Consider the following 15,996-nt stretch of genomic DNA (forward strand, 5'->3'; position numbering starts at 1 on the left):
CGGTACAGCACGGGGCCAGTGCCGGCCCCGCTATGGCGGTTCAGCGGCCTTCGAGCAGCTCAGTCACCCATGCCGGGGCCAGCGGCGGTAGGGGTTCACCGCTGGCGCGGCAGCGGGCGTATTCGTCGATGACCGCCCGGCGCTGGGTTTCGTAGGCGTTTTTCTTCTCCGAGGCCTGCAGCACTTCTTCCAGGCGTGCCCGAGGCACGACCGTGACGCCGTCGTAGTCACCGAAAACCAGGTCGCCCGGCGCCACCTCGACCCCGGCACAGGTCACGGGGCTATTGATTTTGCCAGGGCCTTGCTTGGCCGGGCTGCGTTGCATGATGCCCTTGGCGTAAACAGGTATCGACAACCGGGCCAGGCCGAGTTTGTCCCGTACACAGCCGTCGATCACCAGCCCGCTGAGGCCTACGGCTTCGGCCGCACCGGCCATAAGGTCGCCAATATAGGCTCGGCCGGGGTAGGCCTTGCCCGCAACCACCAGCACATAGCCCGGCTGGCCCTGGTAAATGGCCACGTGAATGGGAAAGTTGTCGCCGTCTTCGGTGTCCACGGTGTAGGCGGTGCCGAGCATGACTTTGCTTTCATCCAGGGGCATCAAGCTGGCGTCCATGCAGCCGTTGCGGGGGATCCCCAGGCTCTGCATGCCGTCGCACAGTTGCGCCGGGCTGAGGGCGCGCAAGCGTTCGAGCAGGTGCTCGGGGATCAGCTCGGGCAGGGCGTGGTAGTGTTCGGTATTCATGGCAGTAACCTCAGGCGTGATTGGCAAGGTGCTTGATCGCGGCGGCGTAGCCCATGTCGCTGGCATCGGCGCCGAGCAGGCTGTGCCAGTTGTGCTGGGCGAGTGCCGCGAGCCGCGCTTGGGTCGCTTGCGACAGGCTGGCGTCGACCCCTAGGGCCTGTAGGGTGGTGACCACGTCGGCCATTTCGGCGCTGCGCCGCTCAGCGTGCAGCAGGGTCCGGGCGCAGAAGGTGTTGGCTAACTGTTCCACAGTCTTGCCATTGAGCGAGTCACCCAATGTGGTAACCAGGCTGTCCAGTACGCCAAAGCGTTCTGCGGCCACGAACGATTCCAGCAGCAACTGAGGCAGGCCTTTCATCACCACGCTTTTGAGCATCTTTAACGCTGAAGCCGCGCCGGGCTCGGCGTCCAGCACGCTCAGGCGCATGCCCAGCGGGGTGAAGCGTGCAGCGAAGGCGGCGGCGCCGCTGCCGGCCAGGAGCATCGGTACGGTATGGCCGTTGCCGGGTACCGTGCCCATAACGGCACAGTCGCAAAAACCTACGCCGCTGGCCCGCGGTAGTTGCTCGATGGACTGCTTGACGGTGGGGGCGGCCGAGTTCATATCGACGTAGGTCTGGCCTGGGCGTAACAGCGGCATCAGGCCCTGGGCAACCGCCAACGCGCTGCTGGCGCTGGTCAGGCAGACGACAAAACGCGCATCCGCGCAGGCCTGTTGCGCGCTATCGAACAGGCTGACGCCTAATTCGGCGGCGCGTTGGCGAATCAGGGGGCCCTTAGCCGGGTGCTGTGCGTTGGCATCATAAGCGCCGAGGCTGATATCGCCTGTTGAGCGCAACCCTCGGCTGATGTGATAGGCGGCTTCGCCGAAGCCAATAAAGACCAGTTCCATGGGCGTTCCTGTTTTGTGATTGTTATGCAGGAGCTAGAGCAAGGGCTGTGCCAGCAACGCCATCATGGCGCTTTGAGGTGCTGTCAACCAGGTTAAATTCTTTACATATCAATGGGTTGATTAATTAACTGGGGCTCTGTGCGTGCGGGCAGGGGCGAAACATTTGGCGTAGCGCTATTGCAAAACATTGCATTGCATTTCACTCGAGGAATAGCATCGCAATGAATACCCAATAATAAGGTTCGCCATGCAGGGCAAAATCGCTGTTATATCGCCCTCGACCCAACTCACCGCCCGCTTTGAAGCCTTGCTACGTCATCGTGGCATTCCCTTGATGCTGGTTCAGGCTTCGCAAACCACGGCGGTAGCGTTGGCGCGGCAGCTGATAGACGACGGCGCCCGGGTGATCATCAGCAGGGGCAGGACCGCGCAGTTGCTCCGTGAGCAGTTGCGCGTGCCCATCGTTGAGGTCCGGCATACGTTTTTCGATTGCGTGAACGCCTACCGCGAGGCCCGCCAGGTCTCGGCCAAGGTGGCCTTTCTGGCCACCTCGCAGGGTTACTTGAGTATTTTGCAAAAGTCCAAGGCGTTCCTGGATGAGGTCACCCTCTGCGCCATCGACCCCTTCGATAGCCTTGCCGCCACCGAGGCCAAACTCGACGCGTTGCAGGCGCAGGGCATCGAAGTCGCCATTGGTGGGCTTTCGTTGCAACAGGCGGTGGTGGCGCGGGGGATCCACTACATCATGTCCGATGCCGACACCGACGCGGTCAACGACGCCATCGACGAAGCCTCGCATCTGTTGCAGATCGAAATCGAACGCGGGCAAAAAAGCCTGGAGCTGCAAAGCCGCTACGAGATGACCCGGTCGATCCTTGACTGCGTCTCTGAAGGCATCTTCAGCATCGACCTGGACGGCGTGATCACCAACCTCAATAGCGTGGCGACCGCCTACCTGGGCAGCCTGGCCGTTGGCGATACAGTGCACGAGCTGATCGGGCGCGATTACTTCACGCCGGTGCTGGCCGGGGGCAAGCCGTTGCGCGGCGGCTTGATCAAGCTCGGCCGCCACTCGCTCACCCTGAGCATCGCGCCGATCACGCTGGGCGAGCAGGTGATCGGCGCGGTCGCGACCTTACAGACCCAGACCGAGATTCAGCACATCGAGCAAAAGATGCGCCGGCTGCTGGCCCGTACCCACCGGGCGGAACGAACCTTCGACGATATCATCGGTAGCAGCCCGGCCCTGGCGCGGGCCAAGGCCTTGGCCCTGCGCTACGCCGCCGTGGACAGCACGGTGATGATCGAAGGGGAAACCGGTACCGGCAAAGAACTGTTTGCCCAGAGTATCCATAATGCCTCGAAGCGCCGCCATGCCCCGTTCGTGGCGATCAACTGTGCAGCCTTCGCCCCCAGTGTTTTGGAGAGCGAGCTGTTTGGCTACGTCAAAGGCGCCTTCACCGGGGCCCTGGCCGAGGGCAAGGCCGGTATCTTCGAATTGGCCCACACCGGGACCATCCTGCTCGACGAGATCAGCGAAACCTCCGCCGATATCCAGCTCAAATTGCTGCGCACCTTGCAGGAGCGCAAGGTGATCCGCATGGGCGACGACAAAGTCACCCCCATCGATATCCGTATCATCACCGCCAGCAATAAACGCCTGCCGGCCCTGGTGGCTCAAGGGCTGTTCAGAGAAGACTTTTACTACCGTATCTGTGTTCTAAAACTGACCCTGCCTGCGCTACGCGAGCGCCGCGAGGACATTCCTGAGTTGTTGCCGGTGCTGCTCAAAGGGCTGCAACTGCCTGATTGCCGCCTGGCCCCCGGAGCCCTGGCGCGGCTTGCCGATTACCCCTGGCCGGGGAATATTCGCCAGCTGAGCAACATTGCCGAGCGCTTGGCGGTGATGAGTGACGACGGCCAGGTGGACGAAGCGCTGGTGGCTGAAACCCTCGACGATACTTTCCCCGACCCTGCGGGGCGAGCCATGCCGGCCGCACCCTTGGGCGAGCAGGCCAGGTTACTGCGGGCGTTGGCCAATGCCCGGGGTAACCGTCGCCAGGCCGCCCAGGCCTTGAGCATCAGCACCACGACCCTATGGCGCTGGATGAAAAAATATAACGTTGACGGCGGGCGATGAATGGCAGTGATTGCGATTTAATATCATGTAGCCTCGGTCGATAGATTGGTAACGCGCCTACATTCCCATAGGCGCCTTATCACGAGGTTTATCATGCTTAAAACGTCACTGAGGGCCCAGGTACTGGCATTACTGGGTGGTGGCCTTTTGATTCTGCTGTTGATTGCCCTGGGCAGCTTCAAGTTTCTGTCGGGCGGCTTGGCCGACTACAGTGCTTTGGTGGCAGGCCCCCTGAAGGCAACGGAGCTGGTCGACCGCGCCAACGTTCAGTTCAAAACCCAAGTGCAGGAATGGAAGAACGTCCTGTTGCGTGGCAAGGACCCCAAGGCGCTGGATAAATACTGGGGCCAGTTCGAACAGGAGGAGCGCGACGTCCAAGCCACCTTGGCTGAGTTGGCCGCACTGGCGGGTGTGCCGGCCGATATCCAGGCCAGTGCAGGCAAGCTGCGCAGCGAACATGCCAGCCTGGGTGCCGCTTACCGCAAGGGCCGGGATGCCTTTGTCGCCAGCGGTGCCGACGCCGCGGCCGGTGACCGTGCGGTGGCCGGTGTAGACCGGGCCACCAGCGAGCAGCTCAATGGTTTGGTCCAGACCCTGCGTAAACAAGCCGATGAGCAATCGGCGCTGATTAACGCGCACGGCGCGCAGACTATTACCCTGGGCATCACCATCATGCTGGTATCCGGTGTGCTGGTGGGCTTGTTCAGCCTGTGGTTGATCAACCGTAATCTGGTCACGCCGATTCGCAACTTGATCGACTACGTGGCCCGCCTGAGCGAGGGTCGCTTCGGCGAAAGCGTGGTCAGCCACCGCCAGGATGAATTAGGGCGCCTGGCGTTGGCGGCCAACACCCTGCGCGACTTCCTCGCCGACACCTTCAACCGCCTGCAGCGCAGCACCTCGGACCTGGACAAAGCCAGCGGCGAGCTCAACACCATTGCGGCTGTCATGTACCAAGGCACCCAAGAGCAGTTCGAGCGCACCGACCAAGTGGCCACTGCCATGCAGGAAATGTCTGCCACCGCCCAGGAAGTGGCGCGTCACGCGGCCAGTGCGGCGACGGCCGCCGATGAAGCGGATCAGTCTGCTCGCCTCGGTGAGAGCGCCATGCAGGCGACCATTGGCACCATCACCAGCATGCGTGGCGAAATTGTCGCGACCGGTGATGTGATTCGCCAGCTGCGCAACGACAGCGGCCGCATCGGTAAGGTGCTAGAAGTGATTCGCGGCATCGCCGACCAGACTAACCTGTTGGCCCTCAACGCGGCTATTGAAGCGGCTCGAGCCGGGGACGCCGGGCGGGGCTTTGCAGTGGTGGCCGATGAAGTGCGTACATTGGCGCTACGTACCGCGTCGTCCACGGCGGAGATCCATCAAATCATCGACACCGTGCAGACCGGCGCCGTGAACGCGGTGCGCGCTATCGAGACGGGGCAGGCGCGCAGTGACGAAGGCGTGGATCAGGTGGTCAAGGCCGGTGCGGTATTGAACCGCATCACCCTGGCGGTGGAGGCGATCCGCGACATGAACCGCCAGATCGCCACCGCCGCCGAAGAGCAGAACGCTGTGGTCGAAGACATCTCGCACAACCTGGTGGAGATCACCGCGATTGCTCACACCAACCAAGACAACGTTGGCCGCACCAAGGCGGCCAGTGAGCACCTGCATGGGTTGTCTGGGCAGCTTTCCGAGGTCACCGCACGCATGAGCGCTTAAAGCGATAACTCGCGGTCTTTGATGTCCGCGATGGGCCCTAGGACCGATCCGTCGAACTCGGCCAGGGGCTGCTGCGCGCGGACCTTCGCGGGTAGGTCTGGGTTGGCCAGGGCGCCTTTACCGATGGCAATCAGGTCGGCGCCATCGTCCAGCGACGCGCTGGCGCGGTCTGGTTCGTGCAGGGCGCCGTTGGCGATGAGGGTGACGCCAGGCGCATAGCGCCGCGCCAGGTTGACCAGGCTGGCGTCACCGCCCGGGAAGGCCGGGGCCCAGGCTTTGTGCTCGGTAATATGGATAAAGTCGACGCCGGCGCCTGCTACACCGCTGAAGATGATTTCGGCGGCGCGTTCGGCTTCGGGCCATTTGTGTTCCAGGTCATTCACTTTGCCCTGGGACAAGCGCACACCCAGCGGAACATGCGGCCCTATCTTAGCCCGTACCGCTGCGATGACCTCCAGCACCAGAGTCAGCCGCCCTTGCAGCCCCTGGCCCCAAGCGTCGTCGCGCAGGTTGGTGTAGTCGGTGAGAAACTGGTCAAGCAGGTAGCCGTTGGCGCCGTGCAGTTCGATGCCGTCGAACCCGGCAATGTCGATGGCCCGCGCCGCCGCTTGGGCAAAGCTGCTAAGCACCGTGGCGATGTCGTCCGCGCCCATGGCCTGGGGCACCGGGTAGCGCCCGCTGCCATGGTAGAAGCCCAGTTGTTCACCCTTGGGCTGGACCGCCGAGGGCGCCTGGGTGTGGTCTTTGAAACGGTTGTGCTGAGTCAGGGCGCCGGCATGCATAAGCTGCGCGAACATCAACGCCGAGCCTGCGTGGACCCGCTGCAACACGGGCTGCCAGGCCCGGGCCTGGGCGTCGTCGCTAAGGCCCGGTTGGCCTTGGTAGCCCTGGGAATAAGCCTGGTCGATGTACACCCCTTCACTGATCAGCAAGCCGAAGCCGCCTTGGGCGAAGCGCTCGTAATAGGCGGCCATACGCTCGGTGGCGCTGCCCTCGAGGGTGGCGCTGATGCGGGTCATGGGGGCCAGCACGAAGCGGTTGGGGATGTTCGCCGTGTTGATCGTCCAGGGGCTGAAAAGCTTGCTGTGTCGTTCGTTCATGGATCGCTCCCAAGGGGTCGCTGCCGCAGCGGCGGGGGTTGGCGAGTCGCTGTCGCGCGCCAGGTTAGCAATAGATGACCCAGCAGCGGCCGCCCAGTTCAGTCAAAAAAAGTATCACCCGCGGTCTGTTATCGTGCTGGCAGGCCAGGGCGCTATCCGCGTAAGGTGCGCCCTACAATAAAACCCAGCGAAGGATTTTTGACATGAGCCTACCCCGCGCAATGGTCTTCGGCGAAGCCTTGACCGATATCGTCCAGGGTGTCCCGGGGCAGTGGCAGGGCTTTCCCGGCGGTGCGCCATGGAACGTGGCGCGGGGCCTCGCCCGCTTGGGTGTGCGCAGCGCATTCGGTGGCTCCATCAGCTGCGACTCCCTGGGTGACGAGATCGCCTGGCAATCGGAAACCGCAGGCTTGGACCTGCGTTTTCTGCAACGGGTCGACGCAGATCCGCTGGTGGCGATCGTGCCGTCGAGCCGCCCCCCACGGTATTTTTTCGCGGGCGAGGCCGATCTGCATTTCGACCCGAGCCAGTTACCCGAGGGCTGGCTCGGCGCTGCGCAATTGTGCCATTTCAGTTGTATCAGCCTGGCGCGCGAACCGTTGGCGGCCAGATTAGTGGCGCTGGCCGAGCGGGCCAAAGCGGCGGGCAAGGTGATCAGCTACGACCCGAACTGGCGCAACCTGATGGATGAGCGCTATCGCCGCGACACCTTCCCGCGCATGGTGGCCCTGGCCGACGATTTAAAACTGTCCGACGAAGACCTCAAGCACATCTACCCGGGTTTGGACGAGGCGCAGGCTTTGGCTGAACTGCGCCAGCTCAACCCGCTCGCGCAAATTCTGTTCACCCGGGGCGAAAAGGGCCTGGTGCTGTACACCCCTGAGGGCCAGGTGTACCAGCAAGCCGCGATTGCCGTGGACGTAGTCGACACCGTCGGCGCCGGCGATGCCTGCATGGCCGGCTGGTTGGCGTCTGGCTTGCTGGACATTCAGGGCTTGCCTGAGCGCTTGCGCTTCGCTGCGGCCTGCGCGTCGATTTCGTGCCGCAACGCCGGCGCCTATGCGCCGGCGCGGGTGGATGTCGAGGCGTTGCTAGAACAGCTTGGCCAGGCGTAGATTGAGCCGCGCGTTTTCCTTGAAGCCTTGTTCGACATCGAGATCGCGGCCCAGCACTGCTTGCACTTGCACCGACGGTGTCAGCCAGTGGGTCAAGCTGAGCCGTACATAGGTGCTGCTCAACGCATCGTCCTGGCGGGTCCCATCCACGCTGCTGCGCGCGCCATGAATATGGCCGCCGCCTAGGCCTACCTGGGTGCCGGGCAGCATGCTGTAGCGCAGGTACGCTTGGTACTCGTAGCGGGCCTGCTGCTTTTGCGCAGTGCCGCCCGCGCCGAAATCATCGTTGCGGCTGAACCAGGAAACGTCGGCGGCGCTGTCCAGGGCCCAGCGCTCATTGAAGTGATGGATATACGCCGCCTGGAGCAATAAGCGCCAGCGGTTTTCCCCGAGGTTCAACGAGTCATCGCGCTGGTAACTGCCGGTAGGTAGATAAACATAGGGGCCCAGGGAAAATACGTCGGCGTTGGCCGTGGCCAGGCTCCATTTGATGGGTGCGCCCAGGATCAAGTCGCCGCTGCCGGTGGTTTGCCCCAAGCCGCTGGCGTCGCCGCCCGCGTGCAAATGGCCATAGGGCAAAATGAACTGCGGCTCGATGACCGTCTTGTCGCCTAGCGCAATGGAGTGGATATAGCGCAGCAGGCTCACGTCACTTCTAAGGCGAAAATCTGAGCTGCGCTGGCCATCGCGATAGAACGCTGAACTCTGTGCGTGTTGGTAGTACAGCAGCCATGCATGGGTGCCCGCTGGCAAGGGCTCATAATCACCTGGGCTGATTTCCAGGGCGCTGGCGCCGCTGCTATAGGCCCATGCACCGGCGGCCACAAGGTGCGCCGCGAGCCGAAAATTGGACAGTCGAGTCATGCTGGCAGTCCTCAGGCGCGGCCGATCAGGCCGGTGGCGGGGTGGCAGTTCAGGTATTCGAAGTACTGGGCGGCGGCCGGGATCACGGCGACTTCGTGGTACAGCCGCAGCTGGATATCGAAGTTCAGGGTCTGCACGTACTGCATGAAGCCGCCAAAGATCGCCACGTGGGTCGGATGGGTCTTGGCCCAGCTTTCCAACTGGGCCAGCTCCTGGAAGTAGGCCAGGCCAAAGGTTTTCTCCAGTGGGGTGCCGGTTTGTGGGTCCAGCACCTGCATGAAGCGGCAGTTGAGGCAGCCAATGGCGCCGCCTTCATCGCGCAGGAAGGTCATGCCTTTTGCCAATGTGGGCTGCACCTCGCCGAGGTAGAGGTGGCGCTCGTGGCCGGTGGTGGCCGACCAGTCCTGCCCGGAGCGGATCAGGCACAGATTGTCGCGCCCGCTGACGCGTACGCGTCGGCCGCTGGGCGCTGGCATCGGCACGTGGCTGCCCGCCAACTCCTCGCGTTGGGCAATGGCCAGGCGATCCCGGGCGCTGCCCCAGTAGCCGTGTTCAACGATAGGCGCACTCAAATGGCTGGCGAGGTGGCCAATGCCTTCGGTGACTTGGGCGGACGAAAATACGGTCTCGAAGCGATCGGCCGTCGGGCATACCACTTCGATAAACCAGCCCAGGGGGCCGGTTTCCCGCGCGCTGTCCTGCCACCAGCGGTTGAAGCCTGACCCTTCACGCCAGCGCTCGAAGGCTTGTATGTCAGCCCAATAGGCAATCGCGACGGTGTTGTGGTAGCCCGCGGCATCGGTACAGCAGGCGGCGTCCCAGTGCCCAGGGGCGTTATCGCCACGCAAGCGTGTGGTGACCTCGGCCAACGCGCTGAGTGGCACCGGTTGCTCGCCTTGCACGCCGAAATATGCCATCACCACTTGACCGATCAGCGGGTCAAAACGAGCCGCCCAGGCCGGGTAGGGCGGTTGGTAGTGGGCAGGGGTGGCGGCCGGGTGCAAACGAGGTTGTTGCAAGTGCTTGGGGATGGCGGATTCCACGTTACACCTCCAGGTCTACGGCATCTGCCGGGTCTTCCATCGCGACGACGAGCGCGGGGCTGGCCATGGGCGGGCTGGCAAAAGGCACGACGCAGGGGTTGGGTGTGCGATTGAGCATCAGCCGAGTGACGTCGGGCCGGGAGTAGTGCCCGGCAGGGTCGGCGGCGGTCTTGGCAGAAATCAGCGCGGCCGGGTCCAGGGTGGCGAACAATAGACCTTCCTCGTGTTCGCCCAAGGCAGGGGCCAGGTCGCTGCCATCCGGGCCGAAGATGCGCGCATGACCACCACCGGCCTGCAGCAGGCTATGCTTGGCATCGCTGTCGCACAGCAGCTCAATCATCTCAGCGGAAACCAGGGCGCAGGGCGCGAGTACAAAACACTGGCCTTCGGCGGCGTATACCCTGGAGGCGGCGATGTTGACCTCTGGGCCCAGGGCCGCGGTTGCCTGGCGATACAGGCTGAAGCTGGGCCAGGCCGCCACATGAATCTGTTCGTTCTGCGCGTACAAGGCGTATTTGGACAGGGGTTGCAGGTGCTCCCAGCAGCACAACGCCCCCAACATGCCTAATGGCGTGGGGTAGACGTTGAGCGATGCGCCGTCCCCCTCGCCGAACAACGTGCGTTCGACATGGGTGGCTTTGAGTTTGCGGCGTACGCCAACGGTTGCCCCTTGGTCATCGATGATCCACTGGCCGATGTATAGGCTGCCCTGGGCCCGCTCACTGTAACCGAGTACCACGTAGATACCGGCCTGGCGCGCGGCGTCGCTGATTCGTTGCGCTTGCGCACTGCCCAGGACCAGCGAGCTGTGATGATAACGATGGATCAGCGGCATATTCCAGGCGGGGGCATCGAGCCAGAGAAACCATGGGTAGCCGGGGATCCAGGTTTCCGGGAACGCGATCAATTGCGCCCCGGCAGCGGCGGCTTGTTCGATCAGGGCAATGGTTTTATCGACCGTGGCATCCAGGTCGAGAAAGACCGGGGCGGCCTGTACGCAGGCGACTTTGACGGGTTCATGCATGGCTAAAGGCTCAGGTTGGCGGGGAGTTACAGGCTAAATCGAGGGCTTTATCCGCCAGTAGGACCAGACGGAACGGATACTTGTCTGGTTGCGCCAAGCTACCGAGCCTGGTGTTGGAATTGCATGGGCTGTTGCCTTAAGCGATCAAACCGTTTCCAAGCCGCGCAGCGAGGGCCTCCCGTGACCATGCATTTCCATACCGATAGCGTCGCGGTGGGTGAGCGCCTGGCATTCTGGCAAGAGGTCGTCTGCAACACGTTTGTCGAGCTTGACTGCAGTTTCCCCAGCCCGGGCCATTTCCACGGCCACTTGCAAACCCACGCGGTGGGCGGCCTGTCGGTGGTCGAGGTGGGCGCGGCCGCGCAACGGGTCACTCGCGATGCGCGGCGCATTGCCCGCAGCGACGACGAATACGTCTTGGTCAGCCTGGCCCTAGAGGGCCGCGCCAGGGTGATGCAGGAGGATCGCGAAGCGGCGCTGGAGGTGGGTGATTTCGCCATTTACGATACACGCAGGCCTTATCAACTGCACTTTGACGGTGCGTTTCGGCAAACCGTGGTGCAGATCCCTCGGGCTCGGTTGCAAGCACGGCTGGGGCATTTGGAATACCTGACGGCCCTGCCGATGTCGCGCGGTAACCCGCTGGAACGCCTGGTGTTCGATTTGTTAGGCGGCTTAGCCGGCGTGGAGGGCCGCCTGGCCGCGCCGCAACAGGAGCGTTTGGCCGAGCAAAGCCTTGACCTGCTGGCTATGGCCCTGGGCGAGCGCAGTTGCGGTGGGCTGGCGCAAGCGTCGCGGCGCTCGGCGCTGTTGCTGCGCATCAAGGACCATATCCAGGCCCACCTGGGGGACAGTGAGCTGGACTTGGCCAGTGTCAGCCGCAAGTTTGCTGTCAGCGTGCGTTATATCAGCCGACTGTTCCAAGACGACGACACGACGTTTGGGCGCTACCTGCTGCACCAGCGTTTGCAGCGTTGCGCCCGTGACCTGCGCGACCCTGGCCAGGCCATGCGGCAGATCAGTGAGCTGGCCTACCGTTGGGGCTTCACCGATATGGCCTATTTCAGCCGGGTCTTCCGAGCCAGGTATGCCGCGAGTGCCAGGGAGTATCGGGCCGATATCGCAACGCGCTAGCCCGCGAAAGCGGGCAAAAGAGTGTTCCTGCAGGCTCGACAGTGGTAAATTCCGCGCCCATGAACCTTGTCCGAACCCACCGCGTGCGCATTGCCTGGATGCTGTTTGCTTTCATCCTGTTCAATGGGCTCGTCTGCAGTTTCGGCCATGGGCAGATGCTCGCTGGGTTAGCCAATAAAGCGTCTCCCGTCGAGCACGCGGGTATGCAGCACGGCGCCATGCATCACGGCGATCATTCAGCCATGCCCGGCATGGCCCACAGCATGGACATGTCCTCCAGTCTGAAATCGCTGTCAGGCGACTGTGCGTTCGCTGGCACCTTGCCGCTGGCGTTGGTCTGCTTCGTCGCTCTGGCCTGGCTGTTGCGCAGCCGCCGCGCGCCAGTGCCGTGCTTGCCCACGGGCTGCACGCGGCCGCCACGGGCGATCTTGCCGACACTCAACCCGCAAGCCCCCTGATAGGCCCCAGTGGCCACGCGGGCGTTGCTCGCGTTGAACAAAAACCTATCGACCCTGCACCTTGGCGCGGCTGTTCTGTGCCGGGTGCATAGCTGTTTGGTGAGACCTCATGTCAGATACCCCTCGCGCGCCACTGCCACCTGCGGCAGGCGCCTTGACGGCGTTGCTGCGCCGTCTGCATTTTTACATTGGCCTATTCGTAGGCCCGTTTATTCTGGTGGCTGCCCTCAGCGGCGTGCTCTATGCGCTGACCCCGCAGATCGAAAACCAGTTGTATGCCCGAGCCCTGCACACCGATAGCCGTGGCCCCGCCTTGAGCCTGGCCGAGCAAGTAGACATCGCCCGGCAATACGTCGGCCCAGACCTCGGCGTGGCCGCGGTGCGCCCGGCCCCCGCCGCAGGCGACACCACGCGGGTGATGTTCAGTGCCCCGGCGTTGGGCGACTCGGCCCATCGGGCGGTATTTATTGACCCGGCCAGTGGTGCCGTGCGCGGCGATCTACCGGTGTACGGCACCAGCGGCGTACTGCCGTTGCGTACCTGGATCGACTATTTCCACCGTGAGTTGCTGTTGGGCGATATCGGCCGCTTGTACAGCGAACTGGCCGCGTCCTGGCTATGGGTGGCGGCACTCGGCGGCGTGGTGTTATGGGCCGCTCGTCGCCGCCGAGGTCGCGCGCGAGGTTTGCGCGCCGTGCATTCGAGCCTGGGGCTGGGCCTGTTACTCGGCTTGTTGTTTTTTTCCGCCACCGGGCTGACGTGGTCGCAGTACGCAGGGGGCAACATCGGAGTACTGCGCGCCCACTACGGTTGGTCGACGCCCAGCGTGGCCACCGCATTGGCGCCGGGGCAAGGGATGTCCATGCCTATGGGCGAGCACGCCGAGCATCACATGGGGGCAGCGCCCACGGCTGCGGTGGCTCTCGATTCAACGCTGTTCGACCGGGTTCTGGCCAAGGCGCGTAGCGCAAATATCGAGGCGGCCAAGCTGGAAATTCGCCCGGCCTCGCGCAGCGACAAAGCGTGGGTCGTGGCAGAGATCGACCGCAGCTGGCCCAGCCAGGTCGACGCGATTGCCATCGATCCCAGCAACCTGGCGGTGGTGGACCAGGTCGAGTTCGCCCAGTATTCTTTGCCCGCGAAACTGACCCGATGGGGCATCGATGCGCACATGGGGGTCTTGTTTGGTTTGGCCAACCAACTGGTGTTGGTGGCGTTGGCCAGCGGTTTGCTGGTGATGGTGGCGCTCGGTTACCTGATGTGGTGGCGGCGCCGGCCAACCCTGGCCAAGCAACCGACCTTATTGGATGCGTGGCGCCAGTTGAGCCGAGTGGCTCAGGCCGGGGTGCTGCTGGTCGCGCTGGCGCTGGGGCTGGCATTGCCCGTCTTGGGCTGGAGTTTGTTGGCGTTGCTGGTCTGGGACGTTCTGCTGAGCAGGCGCGCCAATGGCCGCAGCGCCTCGGTCAGCGGCCTCGGCGCACAGGGGCCGGGGCCTTTATAAACCGCGAAAGAACTGCGCTACGCGACCCGCTGGCAGGTCATCGATGCTGGCGGGGTTCCAGCGTGGGGCTTTGTCCTTGTCCACCAGCATGGCGCGCACGCCTTCGATCAGTTCGCCTTCAGCGAACCATTGATGATCCAGGTGCAGTTCCATGGCGAAGCAGTCTTCGAGGCTGCAATGGCGGCCGCGGCGCAGCAGCTCCAGGCTGACGGCCATCGCCAGGGGGGAGCGGGCACGCATGATCATCGCGGTCTTGCGCGCCCACTCCTGGCTGTCGGCGACGGCGACTTCCTGCAATTGTTCGATCATGCTGGCGATGTCTGGCAGGCCGAAAAAATGGTCGATGGCCGAGCGCAGGCGGTCGATGGGTGGGCGCGGCAGGGCTTGTACGCCGATCTTGGCCAGCAGACCCTGCAGGTCTTTCAAAGGGAAGTCGGTCCACACCACGCGGTCCAGACGCTCGTCAAGCAAAGCTAGGCGTTCGCTGTCGACGTACCAGTCGGCCAACCGACAGTACAGCGCGTCGGCCGCTTCGATTTGCGCCCCGGTCAACCCTAGGTAAGTGCCCAGTTCGCCAGGTACCCGAGACAGGAAGTAGCTGGCGCCGACATCGGGAAAATAACCGATGGCCGTTTCCGGCATGGCCAGACGGCTGCGCTCGGTGACGATGCGCAGCTCGGCGGCCTGAGCCAGGCCCATACCGCCGCCGAGGGTCAAGCCGTCCATCAAAGCTAGTACGGGTTTGCGATAGTGATGCAGGCACAGGTCCAGCGCATATTCTTCAACGAAGAAGGTCTCGTGCAGGGTGCCGCCACTGGTGTAACTCTGGTGCAGGCTGCGCACGTCGCCGCCGGCGCAAAACGCTTTGTCACCGGCACCGCGCAAGACCACCGCATTGATATGCGGGTCCAGGGCCCAGGCATCCAGATAACCGCGCATAGCCCGGACCATGTCCAGGCTCAACGCATTGAGCGCTTCGGGGCGGTTCAGGGTCAGGTGGCCGACACGGTTGCGCACCTCACCGTAGACCTGGGCGTCCAACTTGATCGGCGCTGGCTGGCACGCTGGAAAAGCCTCTGCAATCATCACTAAGTCCCTGTTTATTTTGAATTTTCCATTAATTAGCGCAAAACCTGGGCGATCCTGACAGCCGCTACGGTAACTTTCAATGGATAAATTCGCCTGTCCTGACTGCAAAAATTCTTGTTCAGCCGGTAGACCTGCGTTTCAGGCCATGGTTCGACCTGTATGCCTCAGTAGCTCGGCAAATTCAGTCGCCCTGTGGCACTGAAACGCGAAGTCCCGAACAACCCGCCCGCCAGCTTGCCATTTAACTCATAGGGTAAATCGTTGAGGCTCTGGCCAGGGTTCAGGCCCACGGCCTGGCGCAATGCCGAGAACGCCGAAATACTCACAGGCACCACCAGGACCGCCTCGGAGAAACGCTCGATGCGCCCCTCTTGATCACTGACCCCGGACGCCAGGGCGTGGCCATTGACATCCAGACTCAGAGCGATGCCGGTGTAGTCGATGGCCGTTTCATTGGGGTTCTGCAGGCGCAGCTTCACAGCAAAGCGCACTTCCAGTTCCTGAGCGGGCAATGGCTGGATGCCCACCACGGTGATGTTCACCGGATCATGGGGGCTGAACGACGCGCAGGCGCCCAACGCAAGGCTTAATAAAACGGCGAGGCAAGGGCGGAGGAGGGTACGCATAGTCGCTCTCTAATCTGAGGTGGTGTGGGCCGATAAGCGTCGGACCGCGCGGTCTGCGGCGCGTTCGTTTACATAGGGCAGGCGAATCGGTGAGTGCTGTTGTTACATACTGAATTATCTTGCCGGGTAAAGCCGTTGACCAATAGAACCCTCGCCGAGCTAGGCTATCCAACGACCATCGACCTAGGCCACGGGGGAGCGTTATTGATGATTGCGCCATTTGCAGGCCTGGCAATTGCCCTGTTGTTCAGTGCGGGCCTGGCGGCTGAGCCGTCGCCCGTTGCGGCCGGGCTACTGGCCGCCAGCGATACGTCCAACCCTTATAACAGCCCTATCCGGCGCAGCAACCCCAACAGTCGCCAGGGCACCGCACCCAGCACGCCGCCGGTGCGTGGCGTGAACCCGCAATTGACTAACCCGCGCCCACCCACCCTGGAAAACCGCGGTATCGGTAATGGCGAGAACTTGCGGCGCGCGCCGGGGAGTACGTCCAGCCCCAAATCTACCGATAACCGCTCCCCTCGGCAGACGCCCTGAATGGCCGGGCGC

Annotated in this window: 15 protein-coding genes and 1 pseudogene; 8 read left to right on the forward strand and 8 right to left on the reverse strand. The window is 63.1% G+C overall.

Annotation, left to right across the window (positions count from 1 at the left end; all coding sequences use genetic code 11):
* Window positions 1–40: 40 nt before the first annotated feature.
* Both QCL65_RS10150 and QCL65_RS10155 read right to left on the reverse strand, forming a co-directional pair.
* Window positions 41–745 carry an RraA family protein gene (locus QCL65_RS10150; protein WP_407316096.1) on the reverse strand — a complete coding sequence of 235 codons (705 nt, stop codon included), beginning with the start codon at window positions 743–745 and terminating at the stop codon, window positions 41–43.
* 10 nt (window positions 746–755) lie between these two features.
* Window positions 756–1,637: a DUF1932 domain-containing protein gene (locus QCL65_RS10155; protein ID WP_407316097.1), complete on the reverse strand. Its 882-nt coding sequence runs from the start codon at window positions 1,635–1,637 to the stop codon at window positions 756–758.
* A 247-nt stretch (window positions 1,638–1,884) separates the two neighbouring features.
* Here QCL65_RS10155 and QCL65_RS10160 point away from each other — a divergent pair, with 247 nt between their 5' ends.
* The 3 genes and pseudogenes from QCL65_RS10160 (at window position 1,885) to QCL65_RS10170 (ending at window position 5,493) form a co-directional block, all read left to right on the forward strand.
* Window positions 1,885–3,777 carry a sigma 54-interacting transcriptional regulator gene (locus tag QCL65_RS10160; RefSeq protein WP_407316098.1) on the forward strand — a complete coding sequence of 631 codons (1,893 nt, stop codon included), beginning with the start codon at window positions 1,885–1,887 and terminating at the stop codon, window positions 3,775–3,777.
* Between the two features lie 672 nt (window positions 3,778–4,449).
* A pseudogene (locus QCL65_RS10165) lies at window positions 4,450–4,560 on the forward strand (hypothetical protein); the annotation flags it as partial.
* 228 nt (window positions 4,561–4,788) lie between these two features.
* Window positions 4,789–5,493, forward strand: coding sequence for a methyl-accepting chemotaxis protein (locus tag QCL65_RS10170; protein ID WP_407316771.1), 705 nt, complete (start codon window positions 4,789–4,791; stop codon window positions 5,491–5,493).
* Here the strand turns inward: QCL65_RS10170 and QCL65_RS10175 are convergent.
* Entirely contained in the window at window positions 5,490–6,593 is a 1,104-nt protein-coding gene (locus tag QCL65_RS10175; protein ID WP_407316099.1) for an NADH:flavin oxidoreductase, read from the reverse strand. The genes QCL65_RS10170 and QCL65_RS10175 overlap by 4 nt on opposite strands.
* Window positions 6,594–6,796: 203 nt before the next feature.
* Between QCL65_RS10175 and QCL65_RS10180 the strand changes: the two genes are divergently transcribed.
* The gene (locus QCL65_RS10180; protein WP_407316100.1) at window positions 6,797–7,708 is read left to right on the forward strand and encodes a carbohydrate kinase family protein; all 912 of its coding nucleotides are present in this window, start codon (window positions 6,797–6,799) and stop codon (window positions 7,706–7,708) included.
* Here the strand turns inward: QCL65_RS10180 and QCL65_RS10185 are convergent.
* The 3 genes from QCL65_RS10185 to QCL65_RS10195 are packed head-to-tail and all read right to left on the reverse strand — an operon-like array spanning window position 7,685 to window position 10,639.
* Window positions 7,685–8,572: a transporter gene (locus QCL65_RS10185; protein ID WP_407316101.1), complete on the reverse strand. Its 888-nt coding sequence runs from the start codon at window positions 8,570–8,572 to the stop codon at window positions 7,685–7,687. The genes QCL65_RS10180 and QCL65_RS10185 overlap by 24 nt on opposite strands.
* An 11-nt stretch (window positions 8,573–8,583) precedes the next feature.
* Entirely contained in the window at window positions 8,584–9,615 is a 1,032-nt protein-coding gene (locus tag QCL65_RS10190; RefSeq protein WP_407316102.1) for a phenylacetaldoxime dehydratase family protein, read from the reverse strand.
* Window position 9,616: 1 nt separating this feature from the next.
* On the reverse strand, window positions 9,617–10,639 hold the full coding sequence (locus QCL65_RS10195) for a nitrilase (RefSeq protein ID WP_407316104.1): 1,023 nt from the start codon (window positions 10,637–10,639) through the stop codon (window positions 9,617–9,619).
* A 180-nt stretch (window positions 10,640–10,819) separates the two neighbouring features.
* Between QCL65_RS10195 and QCL65_RS10200 the strand changes: the two genes are divergently transcribed.
* The 3 genes from QCL65_RS10200 to QCL65_RS10210 all read left to right on the forward strand — a co-directional run bounded on the left by QCL65_RS10200 (window position 10,820) and on the right by QCL65_RS10210 (window position 13,732).
* Window positions 10,820–11,773: a helix-turn-helix domain-containing protein gene (locus QCL65_RS10200; RefSeq protein ID WP_407316105.1), complete on the forward strand. Its 954-nt coding sequence runs from the start codon at window positions 10,820–10,822 to the stop codon at window positions 11,771–11,773.
* Between the two features lie 59 nt (window positions 11,774–11,832).
* Window positions 11,833–12,231, forward strand: coding sequence for a DUF2946 domain-containing protein (locus tag QCL65_RS10205; RefSeq protein WP_407316106.1), 399 nt, complete (start codon window positions 11,833–11,835; stop codon window positions 12,229–12,231).
* Window positions 12,232–12,340: 109 nt separating this feature from the next.
* Window positions 12,341–13,732 carry a PepSY-associated TM helix domain-containing protein gene (locus tag QCL65_RS10210; protein WP_407316107.1) on the forward strand — a complete coding sequence of 464 codons (1,392 nt, stop codon included), beginning with the start codon at window positions 12,341–12,343 and terminating at the stop codon, window positions 13,730–13,732.
* On the opposite strand, the gene QCL65_RS10215 is transcribed toward QCL65_RS10210, so the two are convergent.
* Both QCL65_RS10215 and QCL65_RS10220 read right to left on the reverse strand, forming a co-directional pair.
* On the reverse strand, window positions 13,727–14,818 hold the full coding sequence (locus tag QCL65_RS10215; RefSeq protein ID WP_407316108.1) for an enoyl-CoA hydratase/isomerase family protein: 1,092 nt from the start codon (window positions 14,816–14,818) through the stop codon (window positions 13,727–13,729). The two genes, QCL65_RS10210 and QCL65_RS10215, sit on opposite strands and share 6 nt — an antisense overlap.
* Window positions 14,819–14,985: 167 nt before the next feature.
* Window positions 14,986–15,447 carry an LEA type 2 family protein gene (locus QCL65_RS10220; protein ID WP_407316109.1) on the reverse strand — a complete coding sequence of 154 codons (462 nt, stop codon included), beginning with the start codon at window positions 15,445–15,447 and terminating at the stop codon, window positions 14,986–14,988.
* A 207-nt stretch (window positions 15,448–15,654) separates the two neighbouring features.
* Here QCL65_RS10220 and QCL65_RS10225 point away from each other — a divergent pair, with 207 nt between their 5' ends.
* Window positions 15,655–15,984: a hypothetical protein gene (locus QCL65_RS10225; RefSeq protein WP_407316110.1), complete on the forward strand. Its 330-nt coding sequence runs from the start codon at window positions 15,655–15,657 to the stop codon at window positions 15,982–15,984.
* The last annotated feature ends 12 nt before the right edge of the window (window positions 15,985–15,996 follow it).

This window comes from Pseudomonas sp. nanlin1 (assembly GCF_045571515.1).
GTDB lineage: Bacteria > Pseudomonadota > Gammaproteobacteria > Pseudomonadales > Pseudomonadaceae > Aquipseudomonas.

Excerpts from the sequence above, each read along its gene's own strand:
- QCL65_RS10150 (WP_407316096.1), bottom strand. The coding sequence starts at position 745 with ATGAATACCGAACACTACCACGCCCTGCCCGAGCTGATCCCCGAGCAC.
- QCL65_RS10155 (WP_407316097.1), bottom strand. The coding sequence starts at position 1,637 with ATGGAACTGGTCTTTATTGGCTTCGGCGAAGCCGCCTATCACATCAGC.
- QCL65_RS10160 (WP_407316098.1), top strand. The coding sequence starts at position 1,885 with ATGCAGGGCAAAATCGCTGTTATATCGCCCTCGACCCAACTCACCGCC.
- QCL65_RS10170 (WP_407316771.1), top strand. The coding sequence starts at position 4,789 with ATGTCTGCCACCGCCCAGGAAGTGGCGCGTCACGCGGCCAGTGCGGCG.
- QCL65_RS10175 (WP_407316099.1), bottom strand. The coding sequence starts at position 6,593 with ATGAACGAACGACACAGCAAGCTTTTCAGCCCCTGGACGATCAACACG.
- QCL65_RS10180 (WP_407316100.1), top strand. The coding sequence starts at position 6,797 with ATGAGCCTACCCCGCGCAATGGTCTTCGGCGAAGCCTTGACCGATATC.
- QCL65_RS10185 (WP_407316101.1), bottom strand. The coding sequence starts at position 8,572 with ATGACTCGACTGTCCAATTTTCGGCTCGCGGCGCACCTTGTGGCCGCC.
- QCL65_RS10195 (WP_407316104.1), bottom strand. The coding sequence starts at position 10,639 with ATGCATGAACCCGTCAAAGTCGCCTGCGTACAGGCCGCCCCGGTCTTT.
- QCL65_RS10205 (WP_407316106.1), top strand. The coding sequence starts at position 11,833 with ATGAACCTTGTCCGAACCCACCGCGTGCGCATTGCCTGGATGCTGTTT.
- QCL65_RS10210 (WP_407316107.1), top strand. The coding sequence starts at position 12,341 with ATGTCAGATACCCCTCGCGCGCCACTGCCACCTGCGGCAGGCGCCTTG.
- QCL65_RS10215 (WP_407316108.1), bottom strand. The coding sequence starts at position 14,818 with ATGATTGCAGAGGCTTTTCCAGCGTGCCAGCCAGCGCCGATCAAGTTG.
- QCL65_RS10220 (WP_407316109.1), bottom strand. The coding sequence starts at position 15,447 with ATGCGTACCCTCCTCCGCCCTTGCCTCGCCGTTTTATTAAGCCTTGCG.
- QCL65_RS10225 (WP_407316110.1), top strand. The coding sequence starts at position 15,655 with ATGATTGCGCCATTTGCAGGCCTGGCAATTGCCCTGTTGTTCAGTGCG.